This is a genomic window from Stenotrophomonas sp. STEN147, assembly GCF_056757995.1.
The window spans coordinates 112,237-133,950 of sequence record NZ_JBRRCG010000009.1 but is presented as its reverse complement, the minus strand read 5'-3'; the positions used below and the strand labels follow the sequence as shown (position 1 = coordinate 133,950).

The following is a 21,714-nucleotide window of genomic DNA, read 5'->3' as shown; positions in this document are numbered from 1 at the left end:
ACTGGCGAAGCTCTGTCCCTGGATCCCCTCCCGATCCTCCGTTGCAGATCCTCGCCGTCCGGCCTGGCATTCATCTTTCCAACGGACATTCCCAATGCAGACGATCGGTAACGTGTGGTTGTGGGGCGGCTTCGCAGCGGTGGTGGTCATCGCCCTGCTGGTCGACCTCGTGTTGATGCGCCATGGTGGCCCGCACAAGGTCACCTTCAAGGAGGCCCTGTGGTGGTCCATCGGCTGGGTCGCGCTCGCCCTGCTGTTCAACGCCGGCCTCTGGTACTACCTGAATGAGACGGCCGGCCAGGTCGTGGCCAACAAGGTCGGTCTCGAGTTCCTGACCGGCTACCTGGTCGAGAAGGCGCTGGCGGTGGACAACATCTTTGTCTTCCTGATGATCATGAGCTACTTCGCGGTGCCGGAGGAGCAGCGCCAGAAGGTGCTGATCATCGGCATCCTGGGTGCGATCGTGCTGCGTACGATCATGATCTTCGCCGGCAGCGTGCTGATCAGCCAGTTCCATTGGCTGCTCTACGTGTTCGGCGCCTTCCTGCTGTTCACCGGCTGGAAGATGTGGTTTGCCGCCGGACAGGAGCCGGACCTGGAGAGCAACCCGGCCCTGCGCTGGATGCGCAAGCACCTTCGCCTGCTGCCGGAGTACGCCGGCAACGCCCTGAGCGTGAAGCGCGACGGCGTGCGCTGGTTCACCCCGTTGTTCGCGGTGCTGATCCTGATCGCCGTCACCGACGTGATCTTCGCGGTGGACAGCATCCCGGCGATCTTCGCGATCACCACCGATCCGTTCATCGTGCTGACCTCCAACGTGTTCGCGGTGCTGGGCCTGCGTGCGATGTTCTTCCTGCTGGCCGGCATGGCCGACCGCTTCCACCTGCTGCCGTACGGCCTGGCACTGGTGCTGGGTTTCATCGGCATCAAGATGATGATCATCGACCTGTTCAAGATCCCGACCCCGGTCTCGCTGGGCGTGGTCGCGCTGATCATTGCCGCCACCGTCGTGCTGAGCCTGAAGTACCCGCCCAAGGAAGGCGAAGGCCAGGCCTGATCGCGGCTGGCAGACACGGCCAGCGGGATTGTCCCGCTGGCCGCGTCCACTCTCCCGCAGCGGTGGCCTTGGTTTCGCGCCAGCCACCGCCATTGCTTGAGGTATGAACAGCAACGCGCCCCTGCCCGCCGGCGACGTGCCGGCCCCCCGCAACGACCGCCTCCGCATCCTGCGGGCGTTCAATGTCAGTCTGGCCGCCGTGCTGGTGCTGGTGGTCGTGTTCGCCCTGCAGGGCACGTTCGACTGGCGCCCCTGGGCGGTAGCGCCGCTGGAAGCCAAGGGCCTGCTCGGCCTGCTCGGCGGCCCGCTGCTGCATGCCTCGGTCGAGCACATCGCCGCCAACAGCATCGCGATCCTGATCCTCGGCACCCTGGCCGGCAGCGTCTATCCCAAAGCCACCGTCCGCGCCCTGCCCCTGCTCTGGCTGGGATCGGGTGTGGGCGCATGGATGCTGGGCAATCCCGGCAGCGTCCATCTGGGTGCCAGTGGCGTGACCCACGGCCTGATGTTCCTGCTCGCCGGCCTCGGCCTGCTGCGCCGCGACCGCGCCGCCATCGCCACCGGCCTGATCGGCATGCTGTTCTACGGTGGCATGCTGATGACCATCCTGCCGCATGCCGACGGCGTGTCCTGGCAGTCGCACATGGGCGGCGCCTTCGCCGGCATCATCGCAGCGCTGCTGTTCCGCACCGCCGACCCGCTGCCACCGCGTCCGCGCTACAGCTGGGAGGACGAGGAAGAGAACGCAGAACCGCTGGCCGACGATGAACTGGAGCCGCCGTCGCCACACCGTGTGCCGGTCCTGTGGCAGCCGCGCGAAGGGCAGGATTACGTGGTCATCCCGTTCCGGCGGCCGGACGAACCGCGCGGCTGAGGTGGGATGGGTGCCGGGCATGGCCCGGCACCCCGGGTAGCGCCGGGCCATGCCCGGCGGCGTTGACGCTTCAGTTCGCCGCGTTGCCCGCCGCGCCAGTGCCATCCACCGCCTGCCGGCCCAGCGCCGGGTCATCGGTGAAGAACGCATCGATGCCGGTGGCCAGATAGGCGCGCATCTCGGCGATCGAGCCTTCGGCATTGCGCGCGTTGTCCGCCCCCCTGCGCAGGTTGCCGGGCTGGAACTGATTCTCCGGGCGGAAGGTATACGGGATCACCATCAGGCCGGCCGCGTGCGCATCGCGCACCAGCGCGGTCGGCGTTCCCAGCGCACCGTTGGCGTCCAGCGGAATGATCGAGCGCAGTTCAGGACCGATGCCATCGGCATAGGCCGCGATGTCCTTCAGGCCCGCAGGAGTCATCATCTGTGCGTAGGTCAGCGTGCCTCCGGCCTTGGCGACGTCGGCCGGCTGGCTGTCGCCCTTCCACAGCAGCTGCAGCAGGCGGATGTTGCTGTCCTGCGGGATCTTGCTGCGCAGGTAACGCAGGTTGGCGGTCTCGAACGACTGGATGGTGACCGGGCCGACGTTGGTGTAGGCATTGCCGCGCAACGCAGCCAGCAGTGTGTCTTCCATCGGCAGGCCAATGGACTGGAAGTAGGTCGGATGCTTGATCTCCGGCACCAGACCGATGCCGCGATTGGCGCGGCCGGCCTGCTGAACCAGGAAGGCGAGGATTTCATCGAGACTGGCGATGCGGAACTGGCCGTCGTAGGCCGTGCTGCGCAGTTCGGGCAGGCGTTCGCGCGCGTACAGCGTCTTCAGCTCGGCCAGGGTGAAGTCTTCGGTGAACCATCCGTCCACCGTCTGCCCGTCGATGACCTTGCGGGTGCGGCGGCTGGCGAATTCGGGATGCGAGGCGACATCGGTGGTGCCCCCGATCTCGTTCTCATGGCGGGCCACCATCACCCCGTCCCGGGTCATCACCAGGTCCGGTTCGATGTAGTCGGCGCCGTCGGCGATGGCCTGTGCATACGCAGCCAGGGTGTGTTCCGGCAGCAGCGCGCTGGCGCCGCGATGACCGTAGACCGACGCCCTGGCCGCGGCCGGGAGAGAGGATTCAGCACTCATGGCCACCGATGGTGCCACGGCCAGCGACAACAGCAACGCACAACCCCACGACTTCACTGCAACGTCCCCCAACGGTAGGTGATGGGCGGCAGTATGCGGCGGCAATGTGACAGGCGGGGGACCTGGGGTCAGAGCCCCTGCGGGAATCTGACCCCGGCTTACTTGCCGATGCAGAAGCTGGAGAAGATCCGTCCCAGCAGGTCATCGGCGCTCATCTGCCCGGTGATCTCGCCCAGCGCGTCATGTGCGAGCCGCAGCTCTTCGGCTGCCAGTTCCAGGTGTTCGTGGGCCAGCTCGCCATCAGCGCGACGGGCATGTTCCTGCGCACGCTCGATTGCATCCACGTGGCGGGTGCGCGCGGAGAATTCGCCATCCACCTGTTCGCCAGCGCCTGCCGATGCGATGGCGCGCAGGCGCGCGTGCAGGTCCTCCAGTCCGGCACCGGTGGCGGCCGAAACGAACACACGGTCCGGATCGTCCACGGTTGGGCCGGCCTGCAGCAGATCCGACTTGTTGTGGATGTAGACCTTGTGCGGCACGGCCCGCACCGCTTCGCCGATGGCCGCCTCGCCCGCCGCCGGATCGCGTGCATCCAGCACGATCAATGCCAGGTCGGTGCGTTCGATCTCCACGCGCGCGCGGCGCATGCCTTCGCGTTCGATGGCATCACCACCATCGCGCAGGCCGGCGGTATCGACCAGGGTCAGCTCCAGTCCATCCAGGCGGATGGTCTCGCGCAGCGTGTCGCGGGTGGTACCGGCGATGTCGGTGACGATGGCGCGTTCGCTGCCGGCAAGCGCATTGAGCAATGAACTCTTGCCGGCGTTGGGCGGGCCGATCAGCACCGCGTGCAGGCCATCGCGCAGGCGGCGGCCACGCTCGGCATCGCGGCGCAGCAGGGCCAGGTCGCTGCGTGCCAGTTCCAGTCCGCGGCGCACCTGCGCGCCGCCCAGCGTATCCAGCGGCTCATCGGCGAAATCGATGGCCGCTTCCACGTGCACGCGCAGCAGCACCAGCTGCTCGACCACGGCGTCGATGCGGCGCGAGAACACCCCGTCCAGCGAGCGACGGGCAGCACGCGCGGCGCGGTTGTCGCCCGCAGCGATCAGATCGGCGATGGCCTCGGCCTGGGCCAGATCGAGCTTGCCGTTGAGGAAGGCGCGCTCGCTGAACTCACCGGGCCGCGCCTGCCGGGCGCCGAGCGCGATGCAGCGTGCCACCAGTTGCTGCAGCAACACCGGGCTGCCATGGCCCTGCAGTTCCACCACTTCTTCGCCGGTGAAGCTGTTCGGTGCGGGGAACCACAGCACGATGCCATCGTCGATCACCTCGCCGTCGGCGTCGCGCAGGCGCGCGTAATGCGCGTGACGTGGGCGCAGGCCGGTTGCACCCAGTGCGTTGGCGATGGCGGCGGCGCGCGGGCCGGACAGGCGCAGGATGCCGACGCCACCTGCACCTGGCGCGCTGGCGATGGCGACAATGGTGTCGGTGCGGGCTGCGTCATTCATCGCTTGGAACGTCTCCGGTTGCGCACGCGGGGAATTCTAACGCCGCATGCGAAAAGCCCGCCTTGCGGCGGGCTTCTGCTGCGGTCAGCCGGCCAGCGGCCGACTCTACCGATTACTTCTTCTTGACCGGAGCCGACGCGGCGGTGGCCGGGACCGGATCGCCGCCATGGCGCTTGGTCATCCACCACTGCTGCAGCAGGCCCAGGCCGCCGTTGACCACCCAGTACAGGACCAGGCCGGACGGCATGAAGGCCATCATGACGCCGAACACCAACGGCATGAACTGCATCATCTTCTGCTGCATCGGGTCCATGCCCGGCGCAGGCGTGAGCTTCTGGGTGAACCACATCACCGCCACGTTGATCACCGGCAGGATGAAGTACGGGTCGCGCGCAGTCAGGTCCTGGATCCAGCCCAGCCACGGCGCCTGGCGCAGTTCGACCGACTCCACCAGCACCCAGTACAGGGCGAAGAAGATCGGCATCTGGATGAGGATCGGCAGGCAGCCGCCCATCGGATTGATCTTCTCCTTCTTGTACAGCTCCATCATCGCGGTCTGGAACTTCTGGCGGTCATCGCCATAGCGTTCCTTCAGCTGCTGGATGCGCGGCTGGAAGCGGCGCATCTTGGCGCCACTCTTGTACTGCACGGCCGACAGCGGGTACAGCACCAGCTTCAGCAGCACCACCAGGCCAATGATGGCCCAGCCCCAGTTGTTAACCAGCTTGTGCACCTGGTTCAGCACCCAGAACAGGCCCTGGCCGATCAATGCAGGCAGCGAATAGCGGCTGTAGTCGACCACGCGGTCCAGGCCCGGCACGTCTTCCTTGGCGATCTGGTTGACCAGCTTGGGGCCCACCCACAGGCGTGCTTCGGTGTTGGTGGACTGGCCCGGGGCCACGGTGAAGGCCGGGCCGTTGGCGGTGATCTGATCGCGGCCATCATGCTGGGAGAGCACGTAGTGCGCGGCTTGGTCCTTCTGCGGAATCCACGCGGTGAAGAAGTGGTGCTGCAGCATCGCCAGCCAGCCGCCGGTGATGGTCTGGTTCAGGGCACCGTCCTCCAGGTAATCCTTGAACGCACGACGCTGGTACTTCTTGTCGTTGTCGTACCAGGTGGCGCCGTTGAAGCTGAAGGAATCCGGGTTGGTCATGCTCCGCGACAGGATGGTCGGGGTGCGGTCCAGGGTGCGGTAGACGTAGCCGTTCCACGTGGTGGCGCCGGCATTGCTGACTTCATCCTTGAAGCGCACGGCGTACTCGTTGCGCGAGACGGTGAGGGTGCGCTTGATGGTCACGCCGTTGTCGGCGGTCCACACGAACGGGATCTGCAGTTCGTTCTGGCCCTTGGCCAGCACGAAGTCGCGGGTGTCACCGACCAGCTTGAAGCCGTCGGCGCCGGGCACCGGGGCGTTCTTGTCCTGGCTGGCCCAGCCGCTGATCGCGCTGTACGGATGCGCGGGATCTTCGGTCAGCAGGCGGACCGGCGGGCTGCCTTCATCCTTGGTCTGCGGGAACTGCAGCAGCTCGGCGTCGAGCACGCGGCCCCCGTCCAGTACCAGGCGCAGGACGTCGGTGGTGACGGTCACGCGCTGGGCGGCCGGGGTCGCGCTGGCCTGGGCCTGCGTGGGCGCCTGGCCCGGGGCTGCGGGCACCTGGGCGCTGGGAACGCTGCCTGCGGCGGCGCCCGGCACGGTCTGCGCCGCGGCCGGGGCAGAACGGGTCGTCGGAGCAGGGGTCGGAGCGGCCTGCTCGCGGCTCCACTCCATCCACAGCAGCACGGCCACCATCAGCCAGGCAAAAATGAGAAATACGCGGGTCTGGTTCATCAGCGGACAGGCTCGGCGGGGCCGGAACGCGGTGCCGGCTCGGTCAAAGAGGGAGTTGCGATGCCATCAGGCGGCGGCATTGTGCCGTCCACGCCCGGCGCGGGCAATGCACGCAGGCGGCGCAGCAGGCGCAGGAAGGCCTGGCGGATGTCGTCATTGCTGGCGTGACGCGCAGCACTACGGGCCACGACGACAAAGTCGCCTGGCTGGATATCGGTTCGTGTCTGACGCAGGATGTCGCGCAGGACGCGCTTGATCCGGTTGCGCCCGACGGCGTTCGGATCGACCTTGCGGGAAACCGCCAGACCCAGCCTGGCCGGCCGGTCAGCCGGCAGCCAGTGCAGGGTCATCAGCGGATCGGACACACGGCGGGCGCCGTTGAAGACCGTTGAGTATTCGGCACGCGTGCGAACCCGCGCAGAGCGAGGGAATCGCTTGCGCGGGTCTGCAGTATTCACTGTCGAAGGGATTGCGTCTGCCGCGATGTGCGGCATGGCAATCAGGCGCTCAGGACTTTGCGGCCCTTGGCGCGGCGACGCGACAGGATCTTGCGGCCGTCAGCGGTCTTCATACGGGCACGGAAGCCGTGGTCGCGCTTACGCTTGAGGTTGCTGGGCTGGTAGGTGCGCTTGGTGGCCATTGGGGCCTCTCGTATGAATGGGACGGAAAGAACCGGAAATTCTAGAGAGGTACCCCACCCCGCGTCAAGCCCTGGGGACTACGCGAATTCACCGGCCTGTGCAATAGCTGTGGATGTTTTTGTGAATAAGTAGGGGACAAGCATTCCGAAGGCGGGCGCTCGGTGGTAGTCTGAGCCATCCATTTCCCCCCTTTCCGGCCTGTGTTTGGGCGCCTTGTCGCGCCCCCACCCCGGCCATCGGACGATTATTGCTGATGGATGCCTGGTCCCGTAGTCTCGAGCGCCTCGAAGCGGAGTTTCCGCCTGAAGACGTTCACACCTGGTTGAAGCCGCTGCAGGCCGATCTGCGCGTGGACAGCCTGGTGCTGTATGCACCGAATGCCTTCATCGTCGACCAGGTGCGCGAGCTGTACCTGGCGCGCATCCGCGAGCTGCTGGCGCATTTCGCCGGATTCAGCGACGTTTTTCTTGAAATCGGCTCCCGTCCGCGCCCGGTAGAGGCGCAGACCGCGCCGGTTTCCACGCATTCGGCACACGCAGCCAGCGAACCCCAGGTGCCGTTCGCCGGCAATCTGGACAGCCATTACACCTTCGCCAACTTCGTTGAAGGCCGCAGCAACCAGCTCGGCCTCGCCGCTGCGTTCCAGGCAGCGCAGAAACCGGGCGATCGCGCGCACAATCCGCTGCTGCTGTACGGAGGCACCGGACTTGGCAAGACCCACCTGATGTTCGCCGCCGGCAACGCCATGCGCCAGGCCAATCCGGGTGCGAAGGTGCTGTACCTGCGCTCGGAACAGTTCTTCAGCGCGATGATCCGGGCCTTGCAGGAAAAGACCATGGATCAGTTCAAGCGCCAGTTCCAGCAGGTGGACGCGCTGCTGATCGACGATATCCAGTTCTTCGCCGGCAAGGACCGCACCCAGGAAGAGTTCTTCCACACCTTCAACGCCCTGTTCGACGGCAAGCAGCAGATCATCCTGACCTGTGACCGGTACCCGCGTGAGGTCGAAGGGCTGGAAGCGCGCCTCAAGTCGCGGCTTGCCTGGGGACTGTCGGTCGCAATCGAACCGCCTGACTTCGAGACCCGTGCGGCGATCGTGCTGGCCAAGGCGCGCGAACGCGGTGCGGAGATTCCCGATGATGTTGCGTTCCTGATCGCCAAGAAGATGCGCTCCAATGTGCGCGACCTCGAGGGCGCGCTGAATACCCTGACCGCCCGCGCCAACTTCACCGGCCGTGCGATCACCACCGAGTTCGCGCAGGAAACCCTGCGTGACCTGCTGCGCGCCCAGCAGCAGGCGATCAGCATTCCCAACATCCAGAAAACCGTTGCCGACTACTACGGACTGCAGATCAAGGATCTGCTGTCCAAGCGCCGCACCCGATCGCTGGCCCGTCCGCGCCAGGTCGCCATGGCCCTGACCAAGGAGTTGACCGAGCACAGCCTGCCCGAGATCGGCGACGCATTCGCCGGTCGCGATCACACCACGGTGCTGCATGCCTGCCGTCAGATCCGGACGTTGATGGAAACCGACGGCAAGCTCCGCGAGGACTGGGACAAGCTGATCCGGAAGCTGAGCGAATGATGCACGGACGCCGATGAGGCGTCATCGCACAAAACGGTGCAGAATCCGGTAGCAAGCGCGGGATGAGCTGTGGATAAAAAAGGCGCCTGACAACGCGCGGAATTTATCCACAGCTTTCCCCACCCTCTGGGGGGCGGTAATACAGAGGGTTTCGAGGCCAGAAATCCTTTTTATTACAAAGACTTAACGTTGTTTTCCAGCGATTCTGTCTCTACCAGCACCACCAAGCTTTTGATTTATTCCACATTTTTTAAAGCATAGGGGCACGGAACCACATGCGTTTCACACTGCAGCGCGAAGCCTTTCTCAAGCCGTTGGCACAGGTCGTCAACGTGGTCGAACGCCGCCAGACCCTTCCGGTTCTGGCCAATTTCCTGGTCCAGGTGCAGAACGGCCAGCTTTCGCTGACCGGTACCGACCTGGAAGTGGAGATGGTGTCGCGGATCGCGGTTGAAGATGCCCAGGACGGCGAAACCACCATTCCGGCGCGCAAGCTGTTCGAGATCATCCGCGCCCTGCCCGATGGCAGCCGGATCACCGTTTCGCAGACCGGTGACAAGATCACCGTGCAGGCGGGTCGCAGCCGCTTCACCCTGGCAACGCTGCCGTCCAACGACTTCCCGTCGGTAGACGAGGTGGAAGCCACCGAGCGCGTGGCGATCGGCGAAGCGACCCTGAAGGAGCTGATTGAACGCACTGCGTTCGCGATGGCCCAGCAGGACGTGCGCTACTACCTCAACGGCCTGCTGTTCGACCTGCGTGGCGATGCGCTGCGTACGGTGGCCACCGACGGACACCGCCTCGCCCTGTGTGAAACGGATCTGGCCAAGCCCAGCGGCTCCAAGCGACAGATCATCGTGCCGCGCAAGGGCGTGACCGAGCTGCAGCGCCTTCTGGAGAGCGGCGACCGGGAGATCGAGCTGGAGGTGGGCCGTAGCCACGTGCGCGTTAAGCGGGACGATGTCACGTTCACCTCGAAGCTGATTGATGGTCGTTTCCCGGACTATGAAGCCGTGATTCCGATTGGTGCCGACCGCGAGGTGAAGGTCGACCGTGAGGCACTTCGCGCCTCGCTGCAGCGTGCGGCCATCCTGTCCAACGAGAAGTACCGCGGCATCCGCGTGGAAGTTTCGCCGGGCAACCTGAAGATCAGCGCGCATAACCCGGAACAGGAAGAAGCGCAGGAAGAGATCGAAGCCGATACCACCGTCAGCGATCTGGCCATTGGCTTCAATGTGAATTACCTGCTGGACGCCCTGTCCGCATTGCGCGACGAAGAGGTCATCATCCAGCTGCGCGACTCCAATTCGTCGGCGCTGGTGCGCGAGTCCAGCAGCGAGAAGTCCCGCCATGTTGTGATGCCGCTGCGCCTCTGACAGTTGCGCTGTTCCACGTGGAACCAGAAGACGCCCGGAACGTTCCGGGCGTTTTTTTTTTTGCGGTTCCACGTGGAGCATTCCTGTTCTCCATCGCGCTGCAACAGGCCGGTCTCCTGTGTGACAGATCCCTGTAGCTGTTCTGGCTGCCTGGATCCGCGGAGTTGCTCCTCTTGCTGACGCGACTATCCACAGACGTCGTTGCAGGCGCTGTGTGCCCTTCCTAGCTTCTAAATCTGGGTATAAATCTAAAGCCTGGTGGTGATGGTAGAGCCAGATTTCGTGGAAAACAGGGTCATCTCGTTGATTTCATTGGTTTTTAGTGCAATGAAACCCCCTGCATATCGGCGCCTGGGGCTGGGGGGGAACCTGTGGATAGATTTCAGGCAGGGCCAAAGCGGCTTTTTTATCCACAGATTGCCCATACCTTGTGTATAAGTAATACCGGGCCGCTGTGCATAGCGTGAAACCGCTGGCTTGAAATTCTTGAAATCTGTGGAACCGCCACGGGTGTTGGTGCGCAGATTTCAAGGAAATGCGGCAGGTTTTTTGCGGGCCGTCGTCCGTAAGCCGGTCAGGACACGTTCGCAACCGCGCCATGGTCTGCAGGGCGATAGCCTGACGCCAACGGCGGACTTGACCGATGCAGTAAGCTGATGGATTCCCTGCCCCTCTACCGCTTCGTGCGGATGGTCCTTCGCACCCCATGCAGATCCGTCGCCTCGTCCTGCACCAGCTGCGCCGCTTCGACGTGGTGGATCTGTCGCCACAACCGGGATTGAATCTGCTGACGGGCGACAATGGGGCCGGCAAGACCAGTGTGCTGGAGGCGTTGCATCTGATGGCTTACGGGCGCAGCTTCCGTGGTCGGGTGCGCGACGGCCTGGTGCGCCAGGGCCAGGATGCGCTGGACATCTTTGTGGAATGGGACGAACAGCGCGGCCAGTCATCGCCGCACCGCCGCAAGGCCGGTCTCCGCCATAGCGGACAGGACTGGAAGGGGCGTCTGGATGGTGAAGATGTCAGCCAGCTTGGCAATCTATGTGCTGCACTGGCGGTGGTGACGTTCGAGCCGGGCAGCCATGCTCTGGTCAGCGGTGGTGGTGAGCCCCGTCGGCGTTTCCTCGATTGGGGATTGTTCCACGTGGAACCGGATTTTCTGTCCCTGTGGCGCCGCTACTCACGGGCGCTCAAGCAGCGCAATGCCCTGCTTAAACAGGGTGGGCCGGCGAGGATGCTCGATACGTGGGATCACGAACTGGCTGAGGCCGGCGAACCGTTGACCAGCCGACGTCAGCGTTATCTAGAGCGGCTGCAGGAGCGCACCATCGCGCTGGCGGCCAGTCTTGCCCCCCAGCTGGGTATCCAGGCGCTGGACCTGAGTCCGGGATGGCGCCGCCACGAACTGCCGCTGGCCGATGCACTGCTGTTGGCACGCGAGCGGGACCGGCAGGCGGGCTATACATCCGTTGGCCCCCATCGAGCGGACTGGAGCGTGGACTTCAGCCAGATTCCCGGGCGGGACGCGCTCTCGCGCGGCCAAGCCAAACTCACGGCCTTGGCGTGTCTGCTGGCCCAGGCCGAAGACTATGCAGAACAGCGCGGGGAATGGCCGGTCATTGCTCTGGACGATCTGGCCTCCGAACTGGATCGCACCCACCAGGCGCGGGTGCTGGAGCGCCTGCTTGCCGGCCCGGCGCAGATCTTCGTCACGGCAACTGAAGCGCCGGCCGCGCTGCAGGCGCTGACTGACATCACCCGGTTCCACGTGGAACATGGACAGATCGTGGCTGTGCCATAGTGCGTACAACAGGGCGGCTCGACCCTGGCTGGTATAATTCGGGTTGCAATCCTTTCATTCTCGGCGCACCGCTTCCTGCGGCGCCCGACCTGCGGAGCCTACGGCAAGCGCAATGAGCGACGAACAGAACACCCCGGTAAACAACGGCAACTACGACGCCAACAGCATCACCGCCCTGGAAGGGCTGGAGGCTGTCCGCAAGCGTCCCGGCATGTACATCGGCGACGTCCATGACGGTACCGGCCTGCACCACATGGTGTTCGAGGTGGTCGACAACTCCATCGATGAGGCGCTGGCGGGGCATGCTGACCATGTCGCGGTAACGATCCATGCCGACGGTTCGGTGTCGGTCTCCGACAACGGTCGTGGTATTCCGGTCGGCAAGCATGAGCAGATGAGCGCCAAGCTGGGCCGCGAAGTCTCGGCAGCCGAAGTGGTGATGACGGTCCTGCACGCCGGCGGCAAGTTCGACGACAACAGCTACAAGGTTTCCGGCGGCCTGCATGGTGTGGGCGTCAGCGTGGTCAATGCGCTGTCGCAGAAGCTGCTGGTGGATGTATTCCAGGGCGGCTTCCATTACCAGCAGGAATTCAGCAACGGCGCTGCGGTCAGTCCGCTGGCGAAGCTGGAAAGCACCACCAAGCGCGGCACGACCGTGCGCTTCTGGCCGTCGACCGTCGCGTTCCACGACAACGTCGAATTCCACTACGACATCCTGGCCCGTCGCCTGCGTGAGCTGTCGTTCCTGAACTCCGGCGTCAAGATCGTGCTGGCGGACGAACGCGGTGATGGCCGTCGCGACGACTTCCACTATGAAGGCGGCATCCGCAGTTTCGTCGAGCATCTGGCCCAGCTGAAGACGCCGCTGCATCCGAACGTCATCGCGGTCAGCGGCGAATCCAACGGCATCACCGTGGAAGTGGCGCTGCAGTGGACCGATTCCTACCAGGAAACGATGTACTGCTTCACCAACAATATTCCGCAGAAGGACGGCGGCACCCATCTGGCCGGTTTCCGCGGTGCGTTGACCCGTGTGCTCAACAACTACATCGAGCAGAACGGCATCGCCAAGCAGGCAAAGATCAACCTGACCGGCGATGACATGCGAGAGGGCATGATCGCGGTGCTGTCGGTGAAGGTGCCCGATCCCAGCTTCTCCAGCCAGACCAAGGAAAAGCTGGTCAGCTCGGACGTGCGTCCGGCCGTGGAAAGTGCCTTCGGCCAGCGTCTGGAAGAATTCCTGCAGGAGAATCCGAACGAAGCGAAGGCGATTGCCGGCAAGATCGTCGATGCCGCGCGCGCGCGCGAAGCGGCCCGCAAGGCCCGTGACCTGACGCGCCGCAAGGGCGCGTTGGATATCGCCGGCCTGCCGGGCAAGCTGGCCGACTGCCAGGAGAAGGATCCGGCGCTGTCCGAGCTGTTCATCGTCGAGGGTGACTCGGCAGGTGGTTCGGCCAAGCAGGGTCGCAACCGCAAGAACCAGGCGGTGCTGCCGCTGCGTGGCAAGATCCTCAACGTGGAACGTGCGCGCTTCGACCGCATGCTGTCGTCCGACCAGGTCGGAACGCTCATTACCGCGCTCGGTACCGGCATCGGCCGTGATGAGTACAACCCGGACAAGCTGCGCTACCACAAGATCATCATCATGACCGACGCCGACGTCGACGGCGCTCATATCCGCACGCTGCTGCTGACGTTCTTCTACCGTCAGATGCCGGAGCTGATCGAGCGCGGCTACGTCTACATCGGCCTGCCGCCGCTGTACAAGATCAAGCAGGGCAAGCAGGAGCTGTACCTGAAGGATGATCCGGCGCTGGACAGCTATCTGGCCAGCAGCGCGGTGGAAAACGCGTCGCTGGTGCCGGCTGCCGGCGAGCCCGGCATCGAAGGCGTTGCCCTGGAGAAGCTGCTGCTGGCCTATGCCTCCGCGCAGGACGCGATCGAACGCAATGCGCATCGCTACGATCGCAACCTGCTCGAAGCGCTGGTCGACTTCATGCCGCTGGAACAGGACACCCTGCGCAATGCCGGCCAAGGTGAAGGCCTGGACGCGCTGGCCAGGCGCCTGAACCAGGGCAGCCTGGGCAGCCCGCGTTTCAGTCTGGAACTGCAGGAGGCCAATGAGCAGCGCCCCGCGGCCGTGCTGGTGACCCGACGTCATATGGGCGAAGAGCACATCCAGGTGCTGCCGCTTTCGGCCCTGGAAACCGGTGAACTGCGTGCGATCCACCAGGCAGCCAAGCTGCTGCATGGCCTGGTACGCGAGGGGGCGACCATCACCCGCGGTGCCAAGTCGATCGAGGTCGATTCGTTCGTGAAGGCGCAGAACTGGTTGCTGGATGAAGCCAAGCGCGGTCGCCAGATCCAGCGCTTCAAGGGCCTGGGTGAAATGAATCCGGAACAGCTGTGGGATACCACCGTGAATCCGGATACCCGCCGCCTGCTGCAGGTACGCATCGAAGACGCCGTGGCCGCCGATCAGATCTTCAGCACCCTGATGGGCGATGTCGTCGAGCCGCGCCGCGACTTCATCGAAGACAACGCACTGAAGGTCGCCAACCTGGATATCTGACACAATCGGGACGTGGCCGGTGCGCGGGGAGGCGCGCCGGCCCTTGCCCCTTGATCGCAGGTATCTGATGTCCGCTTCCGCTCCGGTTTCCGCACCGCCGCCGGTTCCGCCGGCGACCGCCGCCCCCCGCGCCGCTTCGCCGCTGGCGGGATTCTTCATCGATCTGGGCATCGCCGCCGTCACCCTGTTCGGCCTGAGCCTGATCAGTGGCCTGTTCTGGGGCCTGTACCGCGGAATGATGGTCGGCTACGCAAACGCGAAGGCCAACGGCGCCGCACCCGATCCCGGCACCCTGACCGAAGCACTGGGTCAGCCGGGTGCCCTGGCGCAGATCCTGATGGCGCTGTTCGCTACCGGCGGCGCGGCCCTGCTGCTGTACTTCTGGCGACGACCGGCCAATGCGGCCGAACGCCAGGCGTCGCGTGACGCGCTGCGCCGGCCCTCCACCTGGGGCTGGACGCTGCTGGTGGCCACGTTGATCGTAGTGGGCAGCAACGGCATCGCCTTCCTGTCCCGGCAGTTCGGCATCGAACCGGTGCCGACCAACGTGGAACTGATGCAGAACGCGGTCGCGCGCTTTCCGCTGTTCCTGATGCTGTTCGCGGTGGTGCTGGCGCCGGCCTACGAGGAACTGCTGTTCCGGCGCGTCCTGTTCGGGCGCTTGTGGCAGGCCGGTCGCCCCTGGCTGGGCATGATACTGAGCAGTCTTGCCTTCGCCCTGATCCATGAAATTCCCGGCACCAGCGCCAACGGCCCGGCCGAGATCGCCCAGCTGTGGCTGGTCTACGGCGGCATGGGCGCTGCATTCTGCTGGCTGTACCGCCGTACCGGAACGCTGTGGGCGGCCATCGCCGCACATGCCCTGAACAATGCCGTGGCACTGGCGGCGCTGGTGTTCTTCGGCGCGACGTAACGGCTGCCCGCTTGACGAAAGATTAAGCAGCGACGATACACACTGCGCTCATGAACACGGGGGTGGACCCATGAAACAACTGCTGCTGGCCCTTGTCATCACCACCCTGGTCAGCGCCTGCGCGACCACCACATCGCCGACCGGACGGCGGCAGATGATCGGTGGCGTCTCGCAGGCACAGCTTGACCAGCTCGGCGCGCAGGCGTTCGCCGAGACGAAGCAGAAGGAAAAGATCAGCACGGACGGCCGGCAGAACGGCTACGTGCAGTGCGTGGTCAACGCGCTGGTCGCCCAGCTGCCTCCACAATACCGTGGCGTACGGTGGGAAACCGCCGTGTTCGTCGACAAGGAACCCAACGCTTTCGCCCTGCCTGGCGGCAAGGTGGGCGTGAACACCGGCATCTTCACCGTAGCCAGGAACCAGGACCAGCTGGCGGCCGTGATCGGCCACGAGATCGGCCATGTCATCGCCCGCCACCACGAGGAGCGCATCACCCGGCAGATGGGCGCGCAGACCGGCCTGGCGGTACTCGGCGCACTGGCCGGCGCTGCCTATGGCGAAGGCGCGGCCAGCACGGTCAACCAGCTTGGCGGCATGGGGGCACAGACGGCGTTCCTGCTGCCGGGCTCGCGGACCCAGGAAAGCGAGGCGGACGTGATCGGCCAGCGGCTGATGGCGCAGGCCGGTTTCAACCCGGCGCAGGCGGTGGACCTGTGGCAGAACATGATGGCCGCCAGCGGCGGACGCAGCCCGCAATGGCTGTCCACCCACCCCGATCCGGCCAACCGGATCCAGGAGCTGCGACGTGATTCCCCTGCCCTGATGCCGGTCTACCAGCAGGCGCAGGCGGCCGGACTGCGACCAAAGTGCGGATGAGTGCGCAGTTTCATGCTGTATTGCAGCACATAAAACGATTTCTCACGCCATCTGTTTCTGATACGTTTGGCGGCTCAGATTTTTCTGACAGTCCGACTTTGCCGCTATCCGGCGGTTCGATCGAGGTGAACGATGATTTTCCGTAAACACAAAGCTGTGCTTTCCGTCCTCGTCGCGACCGCCCTGACCGGCGCCGTGGTCACCGATGCGCTCGCGCAGTCCTCGCGTTCCTCCGACCGTGGCAACCGCGGCGGCAGCAGCAAGCAGGCCAAGGCCGAACCGCTGTACCCCAATGCGACCCGCCAGGAGCCGGCGGCCAAGTCCTCGGCCAAGATGGGCGGCAAGCTGCAGAAACTGGTAGACAGCTACAACAAGGAAAAGTTCCCGGAGACCCGCACCCAGGCCGACGCGATCCTGGCTGACAGCGCCGCGAACGAGTACGACAAGTCGCTGGCCGCGCAGCTGGCTTCGCAGGCCGCCTACCAGACCGACGACGTCGCCGCCGCCATCGCCTACCTGAAGCAGGTGCTGCAGTTCAACGGCCTGGACAACAACGGCCACTTCCAGTCGATGCTGATGCTGGGCCAGCTGCAGCTGCAGGAAGACCAGACCGCCGAAGGCCTGGCCACCCTGGACAAGTACTTCGCCGAGAGCAAGTCGACCAAGCCGGAAGAGCTGATCGCCAAGGGCCAGGCGCTGTACCAGCTGGAGCGCTACCAGGAAGCGATCCCGGTGCTGAAGCAGGCGATCGCCGGCTCCACCGAGCCGAAGGACAGCTGGAACCAGCTGCTGATGGCGGCCCTGTCCGAGGCCGGCCAGACCGGTGAAGCCGTGCAGGCCGCCGAGGCCCTGGCGGCGAAGAACCCGAACGACAAGAAGGCGCAGCTGAACCTGGCCAACATGTACATGCAGGCCGACCAGATGCCCAAGGCCGCCGCGGTGATGGACAAGCTGCGCAGCAGCGGCCAGCTCACCGAAGAGCGCGAGTACAAGCAGCTGTACTCGATCTATGCCAACACCGAGAACAAGGAAAAGGACGTCATCGCGGTCATCAACGAAGGGTTGCAGAAGGGCATCCTGAAGCCGGATTACCAGGTCTACCTGGCGCTGGCCCAGTCCTACTACTACTCCGACCAGGTACCGCAGGCGATCGATGCGTGGCAGAAGGCCGCCCCGCTGTCCAAGGACGGTGAGACCTACCTGAACCTGGCACGCGTCCTGCATGCCGAAGGTCGCGTCCCCGAGGCCAAGCAGGCCGCCCAGCAGGCGCTGGCGAAGGGCGTGAAGAACCAGGCTGATGCCAAGAAAATCATCAACCTGAAGTAAGTAGGAATAACGCCTGAACGCCTGCTCAGTTGATGCGCAGGCGCTCAGGATTGGTATAAGCTTGGAGGTTCCTGCGGTGTCATGCACCGCTGATCAGGGATTCCGCCCCCGGCATCCCGGCCCCACTATTGAGCTCTTGGCGCATGACGGAACAACTAGTCGTTCACCGGTACGAACAACCCGATGACAAGGGGCTGAGCTGGCCTCGCATCGTCGGCATCGCGTTTGTAATCGCCCTGCATCTGGCCGCCTTCATGATGCTTCTGATCCCTGCCGTGGCTCCCAAGGCCGCTGCGGAGAAGGAACGCAATGTGATGGTGACCATCGTCGACGCACCGCCGCCGCCGCCCCCGCCGCCGCCGCCGCCGCCGCCGACAGATACTCCGCCGCCGCCGGTGAAGAATCTGTCGCCGCCGAAGCCGTCGCCGGTCCCGCCGCCGCCGCAGGCGCCGGTCGTGGACGTGCCGGAACCGCGTCCGAACGACATCGTCACTCCGCCGACCCCGCCGTCGCCGCCAAGCCCGCCGGCGTCGATCGAGGCCAGCGTGGACATCTCGTCCAAGGCGATGAATCCCCCGCGTTATCCGCCGGCAGCATTCCGCGCAGGTATCCAGGGTGAAGTGATCCTGATCATTGATGTCGATGCCAGCGGCAACGTCACCAATGTCACGGTGGAAAAGTCCAGCCGTAACCGCGACCTGGACCGTGCTGCGATGGAAGCAGCACGCAAGTGGCGCTTCAACGCCGCTGAATCTGGCGGTAAGAAGACGGCAGGTCGCGTTCGCGTCCCGGTCAACTTTGCGCTGAACTGATGCGTTCGGGTGGCTTCGGGCCACCCCCGCTCCAGTTCGATTGTTTAGCTTAGCTACACCCTTTATCACCACACACAACAAAGGTAAGCGTCATGCTGCAGGAAATTTTCATCGCCGCTGCTGCCGGGGGCAATCCGTCCAACGCCCTGTCGCAGATGGGCTTCGAGCACCTGATCCACGAAATGACCACCAAGCCGGGTGATTTCGCTGTTTCCTGGGTCGTGCTGCTGACCCTGGTGATCATGTCGGCCATGTCCTGGTACTGGACCGTCATCAACATCTTCCGCGCCACCCGCCTGAAGAGCGCTGCCGATCGCGTCGTCAGCCTGTTCTGGGACACCCCGAACGCGCAGGACGCCATCCGTGCGATGGAAGAGCAGCCGGCTTCGGAGCCGTTCTCGAAGATCGCCCTGGACGCTGCCCAGGCAGCTGCCCACCACCAGCGCGCTGAAGGCGGCGGTACCGGTGGCCTGGGTGAGAACCTGAGCCGTTCGGAATTCGTCGACCGCGCCCTGCGTCAGGCCGTCACCCGCGAAAGCAACAAGCTGCAGTCGGGCATGACCCTGCTGGCCACCGTCGGCGCGACCGCTCCGTTCGTCGGTCTGCTGGGTACCGTGTGGGGCATCTACGGCGCGCTGATCAAGATCGGTGCCACCGGCTCCGCTTCGATCGACGCCGTTGCCGGCCCGGTGGGTGAAGCGCTGATCATGACCGCGATCGGTCTGTTCGTCGCGATCCCGGCCGTGTTCGCCTTCAACTTCTTCAGCAAGATCAACAGCGCGACCATCAGCAAGTTCGATACCTTCGCGCACGACCTGCACGACTTCTTCGCCACCGGTTCGCGCGTCCGCTGATTGCGGCGCGCTTCCACCCGCGACGAAGCAAGTAGTCATCAAGATCTAGACGGAGCCCGTTATGGCTTTCAGTAGTGGTAACAGCGGCGGCCCCATGGCCGACATCAACGTTACGCCCCTCGTGGACGTGATGCTGGTGCTGCTGATCATCTTCATCATCACGGCGCCCCTGATGTCCCACAAGGTCAAGGTGGATCTGCCGGAAGCCAACCTGATCCAGAATCCGGATGACGCCGAAAAGCGCTCCGGTCCGATCACCCTGGCAGTCAAGGAAGACGGCTCGATCTACTGGAACGACGAAGAAATCACCAAGCAGACGCTCGAGTCGCGCTTGGCGACCGCCGCCCAGCAGACCCCGCAGCCGCCGCTGAACCTGCGTGGTGACCGCACCACCAAGATGCGCGTCATCAACGACCTGACCAAGGTCGCGCAGGAGCAGGGCATGCTGGACGTCGGCTTCGTCGCGACCAAAGAAAAGGGGCAATAAGCCATGGCATTCAGTAGTGGTGGTGGCAAGGGCCCCATGGCCGACATCAACGTCACGCCCCTCGTGGACGTGATGCTGGTGCTGCTGATCATCTTCATCGTGACCGCGCCGATCATGACCTACCCGATCGCCGTGGACCTGCCGCAGCGCGTGCTCAACCCACCGCCGCAGCTGGTCGAACCGCCGCCGCCGATCGAACTGAAGATCGACGCCAGCAACCAGGTCTCGTGGAACAACAGCCCGATCAGCACCAGCGAGCTGCAGCAGCGGATGGAACAGGAGGTCCAGCGTGACCCGACCAACCAGCCGGAACTGCGGATCGATGCAAGCCCGGATTCCGAGTACGACGTGATGGCCAAGGTTCTGGCTGCCGCGAAGAATGCTCAGATGAAGAAGATCGGCTTCGTACAGCAGTAAACGCAATACCGCAATACAACAGTCATGACGCGACTGCAGACGCCCCTGGAGACAGGGGCGTCTTTTTTTGTGCCTGCGAAGCCCGACGGGGTCAGATCCCTTTCCCTGCGGAAAAGGGATCTGACCCCCTCTGACTTCACGCGCCCGCTATGATCGGCGCATGCTCGCCCTCTTCGACTCCCTCCGCCACTGGCTTGATGGCATTGCCCACCTGGGTTCGATCCTGGCCGTGGCCTACCTGCTGTACCTGCTCGCGCTGGCGGGCTGGATCATGCTGCAGAAGCGCGAACCGGTAGCCACGCTGAGCTGGATCCTGTCGCTGGCCCTGCTGCCCTACCTCGGCCTTTTCATCTATTACCTGCTCGGTCCGCAGAAGGTGAAGCGGCAGCGCCTGCGTCGTGGCCGCGCGCGATCGGGGATGGAGCATTACAGCGACGTCTGCCCGCCCGATGCCGATTGCACCGAGCTGGCCAAGATCGCCCAGGCCACCACCGGACTGGCGCCGAGCAGTGCCACCGAAGTGACCTGGCTGGTCGATGGCGCGGCGACCTATGCCGCGCTGCTGGAAGCGGTGGCGCAGGCGCGTGACCACGTGCATCTGGAGTACTACATCTTCAATCCCGACCATGCCGGAACCGCACTGCGTGATGCCCTGGTCGAACGTGCCCGCGCCGGCGTGCAGGTGCGGCTGCTGCTCGATGCAGTGGGCTCGTCCGCGGTGCCGCGACGCTTCCTGCAGCCGCTGCTCGACGCCGGCGGTGAAGCGGTCTGGTTCCATCCCCGCCAGCTGCTGAAGCCCTTCAAGCGACCGTGGCTGAACCTGCGCACCCACCGCAAGCTGGTGATCGTCGATGGCCGCCTCGCCTTCACCGGCGGCATCAACATCACCGATGACGAGGATGAGAGCCGCAACGCCAACGCCTACCGCGACCTGCACATGCGCATCCGCGGTCACGTGGTCCGCAGCCTGCAACTGGTGTTTGCCGAGGACTGGCTCTACGCCAGCGGTCAGGACCACTCGCATTTCGATATCGCGCGGATGTGGCCGGCGGACATGCCGCTCCGCGGCGAAGGCTCGATCAACGCACAGGTGCTGGTGTCCGGCCCGGACTCGGGCTGGGAGACCATCCACCGGCTCCACGTGGCGGCTATCCAGGAAGCGCAGGAGCGCGTGTGGCTGGTCACGCCCTACTTCGTGCCGGGCGAAGCCGCGCGGATGGCGCTGACCTCGGCCGCGCTGGGGGGACTGGACGTGCGCCTGCTGGTGCCGAAGATGAGCGATTCCTGGTTCGTGACCCAGGCCGCACGGTCTTACTTCGACGAGCTGCTGCACGCCGGGGTGAAGATCTACGAGTACGGCCCCCGCATGCTGCACACCAAGGCCTTCATCGCCGACGACGACGTCTGCATCGTCGGCAGTGCCAACTTCGACCATCGCAGCTTCCGCCTGAACTTCGAACTGTCGATGATGATCAGCGACCGCGAGCGGGTGGCCGCCCTGGCGGGCCTGCTGGAGGCCGAGTTCGAGCGCGCTACCCGCGTGCACGACCAGGCCGCGGCCCGCTCGCTGTGGCTGCAACGCCTGCCCGAGGCTTTCGCGCGCCTGGCCTCGCCGCTGCTGTAAGGCGGCGCTACACTGCGGCGATCATCCGGGGAG

Annotated in this window: 19 protein-coding genes; 14 read left to right on the top strand and 5 right to left on the bottom strand. The window is 64.8% G+C overall.

All coding sequences use genetic code 11. The features are described from left to right. Window positions 1–94: 94 nt before the first annotated feature. Together ACVOKU_RS11125 and ACVOKU_RS11120 are read left to right on the top strand one after the other, a co-directional pair. On the top strand, window positions 95–1,057 hold the full coding sequence (locus tag ACVOKU_RS11125) for a TerC family protein (RefSeq protein WP_253118415.1): 963 nt from the start codon (window positions 95–97) through the stop codon (window positions 1,055–1,057). A 103-nt stretch (window positions 1,058–1,160) separates the two neighbouring features. Further along, entirely contained in the window at window positions 1,161–1,931 is a 771-nt protein-coding gene (locus ACVOKU_RS11120; protein WP_074902529.1) for a rhomboid family intramembrane serine protease, read from the top strand. A 70-nt stretch (window positions 1,932–2,001) separates the two neighbouring features. Here ACVOKU_RS11120 and ACVOKU_RS11115 read toward each other — a convergent pair whose 3' ends face one another. The 5 genes from ACVOKU_RS11115 to rpmH all read right to left on the bottom strand — a co-directional run bounded on the left by ACVOKU_RS11115 (window position 2,002) and on the right by rpmH (window position 7,036). Beyond that, window positions 2,002–3,117, bottom strand: a complete 1,116-nt coding sequence (locus ACVOKU_RS11115) for a glycerophosphodiester phosphodiesterase (protein WP_481559930.1) — start codon at window positions 3,115–3,117, stop codon at window positions 2,002–2,004. 101 nt (window positions 3,118–3,218) lie between these two features. Next, entirely contained in the window at window positions 3,219–4,568 is a 1,350-nt protein-coding gene (gene mnmE, locus ACVOKU_RS11110; protein WP_481559929.1) for a tRNA uridine-5-carboxymethylaminomethyl(34) synthesis GTPase MnmE, read from the bottom strand. A 112-nt stretch (window positions 4,569–4,680) separates the two neighbouring features. Next, window positions 4,681–6,396: a membrane protein insertase YidC gene (gene yidC / locus ACVOKU_RS11105; protein WP_481559928.1), complete on the bottom strand. Its 1,716-nt coding sequence runs from the start codon at window positions 6,394–6,396 to the stop codon at window positions 4,681–4,683. Beyond that, window positions 6,396–6,890: a ribonuclease P protein component gene (rnpA, locus tag ACVOKU_RS11100; RefSeq protein WP_080375251.1), complete on the bottom strand. Its 495-nt coding sequence runs from the start codon at window positions 6,888–6,890 to the stop codon at window positions 6,396–6,398. Before rnpA ends, yidC begins: the two co-directional genes overlap by 1 nt. Window positions 6,891–6,895: 5 nt before the next feature. Then, window positions 6,896–7,036 carry a 50S ribosomal protein L34 gene (gene rpmH / locus ACVOKU_RS11095; protein ID WP_005411729.1) on the bottom strand — a complete coding sequence of 47 codons (141 nt, stop codon included), beginning with the start codon at window positions 7,034–7,036 and terminating at the stop codon, window positions 6,896–6,898. A 254-nt stretch (window positions 7,037–7,290) separates the two neighbouring features. On the opposite strand from rpmH, the gene dnaA reads away from it, so the two are divergent. From dnaA to cls, 12 genes are all read left to right on the top strand, one after another. Continuing rightward, complete coding sequence (gene dnaA / locus ACVOKU_RS11090; RefSeq protein WP_053517222.1) at window positions 7,291–8,622, top strand: chromosomal replication initiator protein DnaA; 1,332 nt, start codon at window positions 7,291–7,293, stop codon at window positions 8,620–8,622. 275 nt (window positions 8,623–8,897) lie between these two features. Further along, on the top strand, window positions 8,898–9,998 hold the full coding sequence (gene dnaN, locus ACVOKU_RS11085) for a DNA polymerase III subunit beta (protein WP_005411731.1): 1,101 nt from the start codon (window positions 8,898–8,900) through the stop codon (window positions 9,996–9,998). Between the two features lie 706 nt (window positions 9,999–10,704). Then, complete coding sequence (gene recF / locus ACVOKU_RS11080; RefSeq protein ID WP_481559927.1) at window positions 10,705–11,799, top strand: DNA replication/repair protein RecF; 1,095 nt, start codon at window positions 10,705–10,707, stop codon at window positions 11,797–11,799. A 112-nt stretch (window positions 11,800–11,911) separates the two neighbouring features. After that, window positions 11,912–14,371: a DNA topoisomerase (ATP-hydrolyzing) subunit B gene (gene gyrB, locus ACVOKU_RS11075; protein WP_065182134.1), complete on the top strand. Its 2,460-nt coding sequence runs from the start codon at window positions 11,912–11,914 to the stop codon at window positions 14,369–14,371. A gap of 67 nt (window positions 14,372–14,438) precedes the next feature. Then, window positions 14,439–15,284 carry a CPBP family intramembrane glutamic endopeptidase gene (locus tag ACVOKU_RS11070; protein ID WP_279942069.1) on the top strand — a complete coding sequence of 282 codons (846 nt, stop codon included), beginning with the start codon at window positions 14,439–14,441 and terminating at the stop codon, window positions 15,282–15,284. Window positions 15,285–15,354: 70 nt separating this feature from the next. Further along, window positions 15,355–16,161, top strand: coding sequence for a M48 family metallopeptidase (locus tag ACVOKU_RS11065; protein ID WP_053517217.1), 807 nt, complete (start codon window positions 15,355–15,357; stop codon window positions 16,159–16,161). Between the two features lie 132 nt (window positions 16,162–16,293). Beyond that, on the top strand, window positions 16,294–17,487 hold the full coding sequence (locus tag ACVOKU_RS11060; RefSeq protein ID WP_128987818.1) for a tetratricopeptide repeat protein: 1,194 nt from the start codon (window positions 16,294–16,296) through the stop codon (window positions 17,485–17,487). Between the two features lie 143 nt (window positions 17,488–17,630). After that, window positions 17,631–18,299 (top strand): energy transducer TonB, encoded by a 669-nt coding sequence (locus tag ACVOKU_RS11055; RefSeq protein WP_053517215.1) that lies wholly within the window; start codon window positions 17,631–17,633, stop codon window positions 18,297–18,299. A 92-nt stretch (window positions 18,300–18,391) separates the two neighbouring features. Next, window positions 18,392–19,153, top strand: a complete 762-nt coding sequence (exbB, locus tag ACVOKU_RS11050; RefSeq protein WP_053517213.1) for a TonB-system energizer ExbB — start codon at window positions 18,392–18,394, stop codon at window positions 19,151–19,153. Window positions 19,154–19,214: 61 nt separating this feature from the next. Then, window positions 19,215–19,640 (top strand): ExbD/TolR family protein, encoded by a 426-nt coding sequence (locus tag ACVOKU_RS11045; RefSeq protein ID WP_053517212.1) that lies wholly within the window; start codon window positions 19,215–19,217, stop codon window positions 19,638–19,640. A 3-nt stretch (window positions 19,641–19,643) separates the two neighbouring features. After that, on the top strand, window positions 19,644–20,057 hold the full coding sequence (locus ACVOKU_RS11040) for an ExbD/TolR family protein (RefSeq protein WP_053517211.1): 414 nt from the start codon (window positions 19,644–19,646) through the stop codon (window positions 20,055–20,057). A 160-nt stretch (window positions 20,058–20,217) separates the two neighbouring features. Then, window positions 20,218–21,681 (top strand): cardiolipin synthase, encoded by a 1,464-nt coding sequence (gene cls / locus ACVOKU_RS11035; RefSeq protein WP_065182132.1) that lies wholly within the window; start codon window positions 20,218–20,220, stop codon window positions 21,679–21,681. Window positions 21,682–21,714: the final 33 nt, after the last annotated feature.